The organism is Methyloversatilis sp., assembly GCF_051861465.1.
In the GTDB taxonomy this organism is placed as follows: Bacteria; Pseudomonadota; Gammaproteobacteria; order Burkholderiales; family Rhodocyclaceae; genus Methyloversatilis.
Genome location: NZ_JBHYCQ010000011.1, coordinates 1 through 12,924, shown reverse-complemented (window position 1 = coordinate 12,924; position 12,924 = coordinate 1). Strand labels below are relative to the sequence as shown.

Here is a 12,924-nt window from a genome sequence, read left to right as displayed (position 1 = left end):
AATTCACGGTGCTGGCGACCCGATTCAAGGTAAATTTGCGGTGACCGAGGAGGGGCGCACCCCCAGCATTCAGGGGCGCAGGATCTGTCGACAGACATTCACGGAAGCGTCATGAGCCAGACCGATCACGCAGAGCGCTGCCGGCTTGATGCACTGACCGCGTGCGCAGTGCTCGACACGCCTCCCGACGTGCAGATTGACCGCCTGACCCGGCTCGCGGCCCAGGTGTGCGGCACACCGATCGCCTTCACGAGTTTCATCGACGCATCACGCCAGTGGTTCAAATCGACCGTGGGCCTTGCCGGACCGCGCGAGTTTCCGCGCGAAGTCGCCCTCTGCGAGCGCACGATCGCCACCCGCAGTCCGTTCATGATGTCCGACATCGGTGAATCGGCCGGTTTGGCAATTCACCCGCTGGTGCGCGGCGAACCACATGTCCGGATGTACGCGGGCGTGCCGCTGCGCACGCTGTCCGGTTTCGCGATCGGCACCCTGGCCGTGATGGATACCCGACCGCACGCACTGTCACCCGAACAGCTCGATGCGCTGGACGCGCTGGCGACCCAGATCATGGCGCACATCGACCTTCAGCAGCAGTGCAAGCAGATCGAGGTGCAGCGGCAGCGCCTCGCCGACCAGCTTCAGGCCACGCAGCGGATGGCCGGGATCGGGACCTGGGAATTCGACGTTGCGACGCAACGGCTGAATTGGTCGGACGAGGTGTATGCCATTCACGAAATGCCGCGGGGTACGCGGCTCTCGGTCGGTCAGGCACTTGATCTCTACGCGCCCGAGTGGCGAGCGCAGATCACGGACGCTTTCGAAGCCTGTCTGACGCAGGGCAAACCGTTCGATGAGGAACTGCAGGTCGTCACATCCCGCGGGCAGCGGGTCTGGGTGCGTTCAATCGGACGTGCGGGCCTTGACCCGCAGGGGCGTGTGGTTCAGGTGCATGGCGCATTCCAGAATATTTCCGCACGCAAGCGCGCCACGGAAGAGACAAGGCGGCTGGCCAGCCGCCTGTCGTCCACGCTGGACAGCATGACCGACGGCGTGTTCGCACTGGATGAAAACTGGCGCTTCACCTACATGAACCGCGAAGCCGGGCGCCTGCTGACGCGCGACACGGACGCCGTCGTCGGCAAGCGGCTGTGGGACGAGTTTTCCGGTACCGAAATCTCGGAGGTCGGCGACGCGTATCGGCGCGCCGTCGGGCACAACGTGACGGTCGAGTTCGATACCTATTACACGCCGCTGGCGTCCTGGTTCGAAGTTCGTGCCTATCCGTCGGACGACGGCCTGACGGTGTATTTCCGCGACATCACTCAGCGCAAGCAGCTCGAACAGGAGCGCGAACGCGAACGTGAATTTCTCGACGCACTGCTTGAAAGCCTGTCGGAAGGCATCGTTGCCTGTGACGAACACGGCACGCTATCGGTGTTCAACCGCGTCACCCGCGATCTGCACGGACTTCCGCCGGAGCCGCTGCCACCGGAACAGTGGGGCGCGCACTACAGCCTGTTCGCCGCCGATGGCGCCACGCCGCTCGCCCTGGCGGACATTCCGCTGTTCCGCGCACTGCGTGGCGAAATCATCAAGGACGCGAAGATGGTGATTGCACCGGCTGGCGGCTCGCCGCGACTCGTGCAGTGCACTGGACAGGCGATCGCGACGGAATCCGGGCGACAACTGGGTGCCGTAGTGGCGATGCACGACATTACCGGGCGCGACCGGTCCGAACGTCTGCTGATGCAGCGCACGCGCGCGCTTCACCTGCGCAGCCGCTGCAGCGAGGCGCTGATCCGCATCCAGGATGAGCAGGAACTGCTGCACGAAATCTGCAGCATCGCCGTCGACAGTGCCGGCTACAGAATGGCCTGGGTCGGCTACGCAATCGACGCACCGGACAAGCCGGTCGCCGTGCAATGTCACGCGGGCTGGACCGATGGCTATTTCGACAACATCCATCTGTCGTGGGACGAAAGCCGCGTCGACGGAAAGGGCCCGGCGGGTCGCGTCATCCGCGGGGGCGAGGCGATCTTCAGCAACGACCTCAGCCGCGACGAAAGCTTCAGAACATGGTCGGCGGCGGCTGCCGCGCGCGGCTACATGGGTGGAGTATGGCTGCCGCTGAAGAACGACCGCCGGACCTTCGGCGTGCTGTCACTGTACGCCGATGAAGTACGTCAGATGGCTGACGAGGAGCTTATGCTGCTGAAGGGGCTGGCCAACGACCTCGCGTTCGGTATCGACAGCATCCGCGCGCAGGACGAGCGTCGTCGCCTGCAGTCAGCCGTGCTGAAGGTGGCCGCTGCCGTGTCAGCGAGTGCCGGCAACGAGTTTTTCGAACAGCTCGTGCGCAACATGACCGAGGCGCTGGGTGCCGACGCCGGGTTTCTCGCCGTATTGTTGCCTGGCACGCCACTGCGGGCGCGCACGATTGCGGGTGTATGCGACGGCGAGTCGGTACCGGCCATGGAGTACGACGTCGACCAGACGCCCTGCGAAACCCTTTTGCATGCCGACGAGTCGGTATTCTGCCAGGGCGTCATGGCCCGTTTCGGTGCCGTGACGACGCTCGGCGGCCCGGACATCGAAGCGTATGTCGGCCGCCGTCTGGTGGATGCCGATGGCCGGGTGATCGGCTGGCTGTTCGTGCTGTTCCGGCGATGTCTCGAGGAAACCGCCTTCATGACCTCGACCTTGCGCATCTTTTCCGCGCGCGCTGCCGCCGAGCTCGAACGCCAGCATGCTGACGCGCGCATCCGCGAGCAGGCCTCTCTGCTCGACAAGGCGCAGGACGCAATCATCGTGCGCAGCATCGACCATCGGGTGCTGTACTGGAACAAGAGCGCCGAGCGCATCTATGGCTGGCCGGCGCACGAAGCGATCGGACAGCGGATCAACGACCTGTTCTACCCGGACGACACGGCATTCCGGGTCGCGACACAGCAGGTCATCGCCACCGGTGAATGGACCGGCGAGATCACGCAACGCCGCAAGGATGGCAGTTCGCTGACCGTGGAAGGTCACTGGACACTGCTGACCGGTGCCGACGGCAAGCCCAAGTCGGTACTGGCCATCAACACCGACATCACGCACCGCCTCGCCGTGGAAGCGCAGCTCGAGCAGGCACAGCGGCTGGAGGCCGTCGGCCAGCTGACCGGTGGTGTGGCGCATGACTTCAACAATCTGCTGACCGTCATCCTCGGCAATTCCGAACTGCTGATGGAAAAGCTGGGCGACAACGATCGCCTGCGCATGCTGGCGGAAATGACCCGTACGGCCGCCCAGCGCGGCGCCGATCTCACGCATCGCCTGCTCGCCTTTTCGCGCCGGCAGGCGCTGGAACCCAGATCGGTGGATACCCATGGCGTGCTGCTCGGCATGCACGACATGCTGCGCCGCACGCTGGGCGAAAACATCGAGATCGAATTCCGCCATGGGCCCGGCCTGTGGCGCGCGCTGGTCGACCCGTCGCAGCTGGAAGGCGCCGTGCTGAACCTGTGCATCAATGCGCGTGATGCCATGAAGGGCGGCGGGCGGCTCACGATGGAAACGACCAACGCCTGGCTCGATGACGCGCACGGCACCCCCTATCCTGACCTGTCGCCGGGTCAGTATGTGCTGGTCGCCGTGTCGGACACCGGCACCGGCATAGCGCCCGAACATCTTGCGCGGGTGTTCGAGCCCTTCTTCACCACGAAGGAGAAGGGCAAGGGCACCGGACTGGGGCTCAGCATGGTGTTCGGCTTCGTCAAGCAGTCGCGCGGTCACGTGAAGGTGTACTCCGAGGTCGGCCAGGGCACCACGGTCAAGATGTATCTGCCGCGCGCCGACCTGTCGGACGAATGGTCGGAGAATGGGTCGCCCGACGCCGGTGCCGAACGCGATGCCCAGGGCAGCGACGAAACCGTGCTGCTGGTCGAAGACGACGAACTGGTCCGTCAGCATGCGAGAAACGTGCTGCTCGGCCTCGGCTACACGGTGATCGAAGCGACCAACGGACCGGATGCATTGCAGATCATCCGTGGCCGGTCGCACATCGACCTGTTGTTTACCGATGTCATCATGCCGGGCGGCATGAACGGTCCGCAGCTCGTCGAAGCGGCGCACGGCGTGCGACCGCAGCTCAAGGTGCTGTATACCTCGGGCTACACCGAGAACGCGATCGTGCATCAGGGGCGACTCGACAAGGGCGTACATCTGTTGAACAAGCCGTACCGGCGCGCCGAACTGGCGCGCAAAGTCAGGCTGGCACTGTCCGGCTCGAGATGAACATGCTTCTGTCCGAAAGCACCGCACCATGTTGAACGGCCGACTGCTGGTACTTGACGACGACCTCGCGGTCGCGCAGACGATTGCATGGATCGCCGAAGAAACCGGACTGGAAACCCGGATCACCTGCGAACCGGTGCAGTTCTTCGAAACATGCGATCAGTGGCAGCCCACCCATATCGCAATCGATCTCGTGATGCCGGACATGGATGGCGTCGAAGTCATGCGCATGCTGGCCATCAAGGGCTGCCGCGCCCAGATCATCATCACCAGCGGCGTCGGCGGCCGCATTCTAGATGCCGCCAAGCGCTCGGCCACCGAACACGGCCTGAACGTGACCGGCATCGTGTCCAAGCCCTTTTCGCCGGCCACGCTGCGCAGCCTGCTCGCCATCGAGCCTCCGACCGCAAGGGCCCCGGGAGGCACTGCCGCCGGTGACGCCGCCTTCGTGCCCGATCTGGCCGAACTGCGCCGGGCGCTCGACGCACGGGAGTTCGTGCTCGCCTACCAGCCGAAAGTCGTCTGCGGCAGCCACCAGCTTGCGGGCTTCGAGGCACTCGTGCGCTGGCAGCATCCGCGGGCCGGGCTCATCATGCCCGACCGCTTCATTCCGCTGGCCGAAAGCACCGGTCTGATCGACCCGCTGACCGAGCAGGTGTTCGAACAGGCACTCGCCTGGTTTTCCGGCAGCTGTCCCGGCACCGGGCTGTCGCTGTCGGTGAACATTTCCGCCCGCAGCCTGATCGACTTCCAGCTGGCGGAATTCATTTCCGGCCTGTGCGCCACGCACGGCGTTTCCCCCGGACAGCTCATTCTCGAACTGACCGAAACCAGCGCGATGGACGACCCGGTCACGTCGCTCGACCTGCTGACCCGGCTGCGCATGCGAGGGTTCCAGCTGTCGATCGATGACTTCGGCACCGGCTACTCATCGATGGTGCAGCTGGTCCGCCTGCCGTTCTCGGAAATGAAGGTCGACAAATCCTTCGTCATGAACGCCATGGCATCGCAGGAATCGCGCACCGTCATCCGTTCCATTGTTGACCTCGGCCACAGCCTCGGCCTGCGCCTCACCGCCGAAGGCGTCGAGGATCAGGGCGCGCTCGACTACCTGACGTCGATCGGCTGCGACCTGGCACAGGGCTATTTCATTGCGCGCCCGATGAGCGGCGACGCCGCACGGCACTGGCAACCCGCGACCAGCGCGGCCTGAATTCCGACATCGCAGGGTTGCCGAAGCAGCGCAGCAACAGCGCGTCGTTTGCGGACATTGTCTGTCGTTACCCGCTGCCGGCTGGACGGTTGGGGACCGCCGCCCACGGTGCCCGACTCATGGTTTGCGTCGCCCGCGTCGGGTCACCGTCTGCACAGCCGGACGCGCCGACCGGCTAGACTGCCGCCTTCGATGCACTTCCCCAAGCTCCCGACGTGCCCGCCTCCGCCTTCCTGATCCACCCCACGATTTCCCCCATCGCCTTCGAACTGGGCCCGCTTGCCGTGCGCTGGTACGGGCTGATGTATCTGCTGGCGTTCGTCGGCTTCATGCTGCTCGGTCGGGTCCATGCGCGGCGGCTGGCCGCGCAGGGCATGTCCATGCTCGACACGAAGCAGATCGATGACCTGCTGTTCTTCGGCGTACTGGGCGTGGTGCTGGGCGGGCGGCTGGGCTACGTGCTGTTCTACAAGCCGGCGTATTACTTCGAGAACTGGCATGAGATTCCGGCCATCTGGTCCGGCGGCATGAGTTTCCACGGCGGCTTCCTCGGCGTGCTGATCGCGGCGGCGCTGTTTGCACGCCGCATGGACTGGCGCTTCTTCCAGCTGACCGATTTCATCGCGCCGCTGGTGCCGCTCGGGTTGGCGGCCGGGCGCATGGGCAATTTCATCAACGCCGAGCTGGTCGGGCGCGTGACCGATGTGCCCTGGGCCATGATCTTTCCGACCGTCGATGCGCTGCCGCGTCATCCGTCGCAGCTGTACCAGTTCGCCGGCGAGGGGCTCGCGCTGTTCGCGCTGCTGTGGTGGTTCGCACGCAAGCCGCGACCGATGGCGGCGGTCAGTGCCATGTTCCTGATCGGCTACGGCGGTTTCCGCTTTCTGGCGGAGTTCGGCCGCGAGCCGGACGATTTTCTGGGCCTGCTGGCCGGCGGGCTGTCGATGGGCCAGTGGCTCAGCCTGCCGATGGTCGCTGCAGGCAGCGTGATGATGATCCTGGCGTATCGCCGTACTTGAGGAGTGAATCCATGAACCGACCTTTCCGCATCCTCGGCCTGCAACAGATCGCGATCGGCGGTCCCGACCGCATGAAACTGCGGCATCTGTGGGTCGATGTGTTCGGCCTCGGTCTGGAAGGCGACTTCACGTCGGAGCGCGAGAACGTCGTCGAGGACATCGCCGTGCTGGGCACGGGACCGAGCCGGATCGAGGTCGATCTGATGCAGCCGCTCGACCCGTCGAAGAAGCCGCGTGTCGACGAGCCTGCGCTGAACCACATCGGTCTGTGGGTGGACGATCTGCCGAAGGCCGTCGAGTGGATGACGGCGCAGGGCATGCGTTTCACGCCGGGCGGCATCCGCCGCGGCGCGGCCGGCTTCGACATCGTGTTCATCCACCCGAAGGGCAACGAACAGTTCCCGCTGTGCGGCGAAGGCGTGCTGATCGAGTTGGTGCAGGCGCCCCCTGAAGTCGTCGCGGCACTGGGTTGAGACAACGTCGATGTGCAGGGCGGACGCTTGCCGCTTCGTCAAGCCTGCGGCACCATGAGTCTGCAGCGGTGCGACACGCGCCGCCCGGATCACCGCGTGACAGGGTGACCTTCATAACGACGGAGACTGACTGACCATGAAAAAACTGCTCTGCCTGCTGTTCAGCGTCCTTGCGCTTGCCGCCTGTTCGCCGATGAAACCCACGCCGGCCGGGCAGTGGGACTATCAGGTCCTCGAAACACCGGAAGGCGACGTGACCGGCACGCTGACGATCACCGGCCCGAACGCCGACCCCAAATCCTTTTCGGTGCTGATGAAGGCCAATGGCAGCGAACTGGCCATGGATCGATTCACCTTCGACAGCGAAACGAACAAGATCGATGGCGAGTTCATCTACTCGGGCATGAAGGTGAAGGTCGACGCCAAGCAGCACGAAAGCGGCGACGAAATCACCGGCGCGATGTGGGTGTCCGGCCTGGACTTCCCGTTCAAGGCCACGCGCAAGAAGTGACCGTCAGGCGGGGGCCATGCCCCCGTCGCGATCGGTCTTCGAAAACGACCGGCGGCCGACTCAACGCCGGTTAGCCGGGTGAGCGCACTTTCGTTGCGCCGCCTCGCCATCGCAGGGCGGCTGCGAAAGGTCGACGTTTGCGTCGCCCGCAGCCTGCGCGGACGGCAGATCTGGCCTCGCCTGCCACCCGGCGGCCAGATCGGCGAGCCGCGACCGGATCGTTTCTCCCACGGCAATCTGCGGTTCCGACGGCTCCAGCCCCTCGGCAGATTCGCGTTGCGCCACCGCCGCGCGCGCGCGCTCGAAAGCATCGGTGAACGAGGTGGTTTCGCGCAGCGCCTCGTCGAAGAAGGCGCGACCGAAGAAGGTCCAGTCTGCCTCGTGCGAGCAACCGTGCGAATTGCGGTCAGCACGCGACGCCGACATCACCAGCGTGTCGGGTCCGGCCAGCGGCGGCACGAAGCCGCCCGAATAGCAGGCAGACACGAGAATGACGCGGTTGCGGATGCCCGCCGCATCGAGCAGTCCGGCCAGTCGCTGCGGCGTCAGCTGTTCCAGCTCCCATGGCCAAAGGCTGAGATCGAACAGGTGATTTTCGGCGCCATGAGACGTCAGGAAAACGAACAGCACGTCTTCATCGTCGTCCATACGCTGAGCGATGATCTGCAGGCTGCGTTCAAGCGCGCTGACCGTGGCGAGCGGGCGGGTCAGCACGGTGCCGGGGTTGTTGGCCAGCACCACACTGCGCCCGCCGGTGCCGAACCGTTCCGCAAACAGGCGCTCGACCTTTTCGACCTCGCGCAGGAACACGTCCTGCGCGCCATGACCGGCGACTGCCAGCAGGAACAGGTCGGTCCTGCCCGGCTGGCCGGGTTCCAGCCGCGCCAGTGCCTCGGTCAGCAGCAAGGGCTGCCGGTAGATCACGGTTTCGCTGCGCGCCTGCTGCCAGCGAGCGGCTTCTGCCGGGTCCTGTGCGGGCTCGCTCGCCAGCCAGAGCGGGGCTTGCGGACCGACCGCAATCTGCGGCACCACCAGCACCAGCAGCACCGCGCCCAGCACGCCAGCGCGCTGGACACCGGTCGCGCCCTGCAGCCGGCACAGCGCGACGGTCGACGCCAGGATGCCCCAGCCCAGCGGCGCCCACCATAGCCACTGGCTGTCATCGCCCAGACTGTCCCAGATCCCGGCCGGCAGCATGGCGACCAGATTCCACGACACGTCGATCCATATCCACAACGCGGCCAGCACCACCACGGCCTGCAACACCGCGTCGGTCCGATGCTGCCGACGAGTCACCAGCCAGGCACACAGCAGCAGCCAAGGCAGGTGAAACAGCTGATCCGGCAGCGCGCCGGGGTCGATCCGTCCGTCGCTGCCGTTGCGGGCGACTTCGAAACCAAGACGGATGAGCAGACCGGCCAATTCCAGCACCACCCATGCCAGTACGCCGGCGCGCGCGGCGGCCGTAGCGCGTGCGGACAGCAGCAGACTGCCCAGCCCGGCGGCGAGGTTGCGGAGAAGGTCGCCGATGACGTGGCCGGCCGGACCCGGCGGCTCCACGGGTGTCGGGGTGCCGGAAAGTTCGTGATTTTCGTGATTCATGCTCAAGTTGCGTCCGGAGAGACCGTAAATGCAGACGTGGCGGGAACGTATTGCGGTTTTCGCCACTCTGTTGCCAGCGTCGCATCACTGGAGCGGGCAAATGCCCGGACCGATGACCCGTGCGACGTTATAATCGAAAGCTTCCGAGGAGCGCTGCGAGGTGCCGCAAGGCCCCCAGGCTCGGACCCCGCCAGACCGTCGCCGGTCGCGGGCACATTTGTAACGGCGCTCACCTGAACCCGCAGTGCCGGAATTGTCCGGTGGCGGATGGCAGGTGAGCACACCTGCCCTTGCAAAGGAGCCCGTAGATGAATGCCCCCAATGATCTGAAGGATTACGTGATTGCCGACCCGTCGCTGGCCGACTGGGGACGCAAGGAAATCGCCATCGCCGAGACCGAAATGCCGGGTCTGATGGCGATCCGCGAAGAGTACGCGACGCAGCAGCCGCTGCGCGGCGCGCGCATCACTGGCAGCCTGCACATGACGATCCAGACCGCCGTGCTGATCCAGACGCTCGAAGCGCTGGGCGCCGAAGTGCGCTGGGCATCGTGCAACATCTACTCGACGCAGGACCACGCCGCTGCAGCGATCGCCGCTGCCGGCACGCCGGTGTTTGCGGTCAAGGGCGAGTCGCTGGTCGATTACTGGGATTACACCCATCGCATCTTCGAATGGCCGGACGGCGGTTTCAGCAACATGATCCTCGACGACGGCGGCGATGCCACGCTGCTGCTGCATCTGGGCACCAAGGCGGAAACCGATCCGACCGCGCTGCACCACCCGGCGAGCGAAGAAGAAGTCTGCCTGTTCAATTCGATCACCGAAACGCTCAAGCGCGACCCGAACTGGTATTCGAAGCGCCTGAAGCACATCAAGGGCGTGACCGAAGAAACCACCACCGGCGTGCATCGTCTGTACCAGATGCACAAGGAAGGCCGTCTGGCTTTCCCGGCCATCAACGTCAATGACTCGGTCACCAAGTCGAAGTTCGACAATCTGTATGGTTGCCGCGAGTCGCTGGTCGACGGCATCAAGCGCGCCACCGACGTGATGATCGCCGGCAAGGTCGCCGTCGTCGCCGGTTACGGCGATGTGGGCAAGGGCTCGGCACAGGCACTGCGCGCCCTGTCGGCCCAGGTGTGGGTCACCGAAATCGACCCGATCTGCGCACTGCAGGCCGCGATGGAAGGCTACCGCGTCGTCACGATGGATTACGCGGTCGAACACGCCGACATCTTCGTGACCGCCACCGGCAACTATCACGTCATCACGCATGAACACATGCTGAAGATGAAGGATCAGGCCATCGTCTGCAACATCGGCCACTTCGACAACGAAATCGACGTCGCCGCGCTCGAAAAGTACGAGTGGGACGAAATCAAGCCGCAGGTCGATCACGTCATCTTCCCGTCGGGCCGTCGCATCATCCTGCTGGCCAAGGGTCGTCTGGTGAATCTGGGTTGCGGCACGGGTCATCCGTCGTACGTGATGTCCAGTTCCTTCGCCAACCAGACCATCGCCCAGATTGAGCTGTTCACCGAAACAGAGAAATATCCTGTCGGCGTCTACGTGCTGCCCAAGCACCTCGACGAAAAGGTCGCGCGCCTGCAGCTGAGGAAGCTGAATGCGCAGCTGACCGAACTGAGCGATACGCAGGCGCGCTACATCGGCGTGCACCGCGAAGGTCCGTACAAGCCGGATCACTACCGCTACTGATCGACAGCCGGCCGGGAGGCTCCCGGCCCGGATCGACCTGCGGAAGGATGGCCTCCATGACGGTTCCAGCGGACCCGTCATGGAGGCTTTTTTGTTTTCGACGAAGCCGACCGCCTTGACGGCAGTACGGACCGGATTCGATGCGAGGCCGCAGGCGGCCCGCTCGCGCCGCACGCCGGGCAAACGGCGGCGCCGAGGGCCTCTACCGCGACTGCTTGATCAGTCTCGAATTGCCCGCCTGCACCGGCCGCGCGTTGTTCCTGTACAGGTGACCGAACACACCGATCTGCTCGGCCGACACGAGGTGCGGCTGCTTCAGCACGATCCAGGTCACGCCTTCCGAACACGGCGGCGTCGTCAGCGAACCCATGTAGGTGAAGTACTCGCGCTTTTCCGGCAGCAGTTTCGCGAGGTCAATGCTCACGTCCGGCGTCGATTCCACGTTTTTCTGCAGCGGCAGATAGGCCCAGAGCGTGTTGAAGATCGAGCTTTCGTCACCGCGATCGAGCAGCACCGCGACCACCGCCAGCTTGTTGTCCACATCGCGATGCACGAGGTGGGCCACCATTTCATAGCTCTTGCCGTTGATGCGTTCTTCGGCCGGCTTGTGGAAATGGAACTGCACCAGGTCGTAGCGCTTGCCCGATACGGTAAAGCTGCTGCCCTCGCCGACATTGACCTGCACCGTATGACCGGTGTCGATGATCGTGATATAGCTCGTCTTGTAGTCGAAGCTGATCGGCGGCAGGTCGACCTTGATGCCCTCGCGGATGTCGATCGGCGACTGCGTGCGGCCTTCACCGCACTGCGCCCACTCCGGTTTGAGCTTGCCCCAGTTCTGCGGCCCGAACTCGCCTTCGTAAGTCCAGTGGATGTCGCCGTGCGCAGCAGGATGCGGGGATACTTCCGCCGCTGCCTTGGGTTTCGGCTTGGACCCCGCATGTACGTCCGGCGCCAGGGCGGCCATCTGCATCGGCCTGGATTTTGGCCGGTACGGCGGCGGCAAGGGAATCTCACTGCGCGTGACAGGCGGTGCGGGCTTCGCGACCGGGGCAGCCACCTTTTCGGCGACCGGTTCGACCGACCGGGCTGGCGCCGGCTTGTCCGCCGCCGCCAGTTTTTCCTTCAGACCGGCCGGGGTAGTCACCTTCTCGGCGCTGTCCGGCTTAGGCGCAGCAGCTTTCGGTGCGGCAGCCATTTCGCTGCGCGCCTGCGCCGCAGCGTCCCGCAGGTCGGGCTTGATGCTGACCATTTCGGTCCGCTGGATGCCGCCCTGCCCCTCCGCCGCATTCGCCGCCGTCAGTGCGGCGCGGCCGGCCTGTTCGGCGACCTGGCGCAATTCCTCGGCACCCGGCGGCTGACACACTTCGCGGAACAGTTTTTCGTCCAGCGTGCCGGGCAGCAGCGCGATCTCGCTGTCCGAGCCGGCACGTTCCTCGCGCAGAATCTTGTGGTTGGCATCCAGATAGACGCGCTTGATCGTGGCAAAGCGCAGGCTCTGGCAGTCGTAGCGGTTCAGCGCCTGCACCATCGCGTAGCCGGTTTTCTGGGCGTCGGCGTCGCTCAGCACCAGCCGTCCCCAGGCCACCTTCTTGCCGCTTTCTGCACGCAGCACGCTGTCCCGGTCGATTTCGATGGTTTTGCCGCGGTCGGTCGACACGACGTGCCAGTCAGCCGCATGGGCAATGCCCAGCGCGCTGCACAGCGCGGCGGCGATCACGGAGGAAGTCAGAGCGTGGGTCTTTTGCATGGCAGGTCTCGTGTCAGCCCTGTCCCGTTCGGGACGATGAAGGGTTTACGGCACGCGAGACCGCCCGCTTGAACGACGCCGCTTGCGCTGGCGCAGCCGGCAGGGTACTTTCAGCCTGCACACGTTAGGGGTGCCGCCCGGCGCAGGCTGGCGGCTGAGACACACCCTCAACACCTGATCCGGATCATGCCGGCGTAGGGAAACGGGCAGCTCCACCTCCGGGCGCCGGCGTTCCCTTCGCCCCACAGGAGCTTCCATGAACGCCAAAGACCCGCTTTCCCCCGACTCCCGCGATTCCCGCGACACCTTCCTCGCCGCGCAGGCGCACGTCGACTCGGCGGCCATCGCGCCGCTGCCCAA

Annotated in this window: 8 protein-coding genes and 2 riboswitches; of the genes, 6 read left to right on the top strand and 2 right to left on the bottom strand. The window is 65.0% G+C overall.

Annotated features, from left to right (window positions below; all coding sequences use genetic code 11):
- The first annotated feature begins 111 nt into the window (after window positions 1–111).
- The 5 genes from ACTIFF_RS14975 to ACTIFF_RS14955 all read left to right on the top strand — a co-directional run bounded on the left by ACTIFF_RS14975 (window position 112) and on the right by ACTIFF_RS14955 (window position 7,494).
- Window positions 112–4,278, top strand: coding sequence for a PAS domain S-box protein (locus ACTIFF_RS14975; protein ID WP_439537555.1), 4,167 nt, complete (start codon window positions 112–114; stop codon window positions 4,276–4,278).
- A gap of 28 nt (window positions 4,279–4,306) precedes the next feature.
- Window positions 4,307–5,491: an EAL domain-containing response regulator gene (locus ACTIFF_RS14970; RefSeq protein WP_439537554.1), complete on the top strand. Its 1,185-nt coding sequence runs from the start codon at window positions 4,307–4,309 to the stop codon at window positions 5,489–5,491.
- Window positions 5,492–5,706: 215 nt separating this feature from the next.
- The gene (gene lgt, locus ACTIFF_RS14965) at window positions 5,707–6,510 is read left to right on the top strand and encodes a prolipoprotein diacylglyceryl transferase (protein ID WP_439537553.1); all 804 of its coding nucleotides are present in this window, start codon (window positions 5,707–5,709) and stop codon (window positions 6,508–6,510) included.
- Window positions 6,511–6,521: 11 nt separating this feature from the next.
- Complete coding sequence (locus tag ACTIFF_RS14960; protein ID WP_439537552.1) at window positions 6,522–6,983, top strand: VOC family protein; 462 nt, start codon at window positions 6,522–6,524, stop codon at window positions 6,981–6,983.
- 136 nt (window positions 6,984–7,119) lie between these two features.
- Complete coding sequence (locus ACTIFF_RS14955) at window positions 7,120–7,494, top strand: membrane lipoprotein lipid attachment site-containing protein (protein ID WP_069039176.1); 375 nt, start codon at window positions 7,120–7,122, stop codon at window positions 7,492–7,494.
- Between the two features lie 60 nt (window positions 7,495–7,554).
- Here ACTIFF_RS14955 and ACTIFF_RS14950 read toward each other — a convergent pair whose 3' ends face one another.
- The gene (locus ACTIFF_RS14950) at window positions 7,555–9,096 is read right to left on the bottom strand and encodes a C13 family peptidase (protein WP_439537551.1); all 1,542 of its coding nucleotides are present in this window, start codon (window positions 9,094–9,096) and stop codon (window positions 7,555–7,557) included.
- Between the two features lie 139 nt (window positions 9,097–9,235).
- A riboswitch (S-adenosyl-L-homocysteine riboswitch) is annotated at window positions 9,236–9,334 on the top strand.
- Between the two features lie 70 nt (window positions 9,335–9,404).
- Here ACTIFF_RS14950 and ahcY point away from each other — a divergent pair.
- Window positions 9,405–10,814 (top strand): adenosylhomocysteinase, encoded by a 1,410-nt coding sequence (ahcY, locus tag ACTIFF_RS14945; protein ID WP_439537550.1) that lies wholly within the window; start codon window positions 9,405–9,407, stop codon window positions 10,812–10,814.
- Window positions 10,815–11,016: 202 nt separating this feature from the next.
- Here the strand turns inward: ahcY and ACTIFF_RS14940 are convergent, their stop codons facing one another.
- On the bottom strand, window positions 11,017–12,564 hold the full coding sequence (locus ACTIFF_RS14940) for a surface-adhesin E family protein (protein WP_439537549.1): 1,548 nt from the start codon (window positions 12,562–12,564) through the stop codon (window positions 11,017–11,019).
- Between the two features lie 116 nt (window positions 12,565–12,680).
- Window positions 12,681–12,782: riboswitch (TPP riboswitch) on the top strand.
- The last annotated feature ends 142 nt before the right edge of the window (window positions 12,783–12,924 follow it).

Bases quoted from the DNA above. Each gene is read 5' to 3' on its own strand.
- ahcY (WP_439537550.1), top strand. From the start codon at position 9,405: ATGAATGCCCCCAATGATCTGAAGGATTACGTGATTGCCGACCCGTCG.
- ACTIFF_RS14960 (WP_439537552.1), top strand. From the start codon at position 6,522: ATGAACCGACCTTTCCGCATCCTCGGCCTGCAACAGATCGCGATCGGC.
- ACTIFF_RS14950 (WP_439537551.1), bottom strand. From the start codon at position 9,096: ATGAATCACGAAAATCACGAACTTTCCGGCACCCCGACACCCGTGGAG.
- ACTIFF_RS14940 (WP_439537549.1), bottom strand. From the start codon at position 12,564: ATGCAAAAGACCCACGCTCTGACTTCCTCCGTGATCGCCGCCGCGCTG.
- ACTIFF_RS14955 (WP_069039176.1), top strand. From the start codon at position 7,120: ATGAAAAAACTGCTCTGCCTGCTGTTCAGCGTCCTTGCGCTTGCCGCC.
- ACTIFF_RS14975 (WP_439537555.1), top strand. From the start codon at position 112: ATGAGCCAGACCGATCACGCAGAGCGCTGCCGGCTTGATGCACTGACC.
- ACTIFF_RS14970 (WP_439537554.1), top strand. From the start codon at position 4,307: ATGTTGAACGGCCGACTGCTGGTACTTGACGACGACCTCGCGGTCGCG.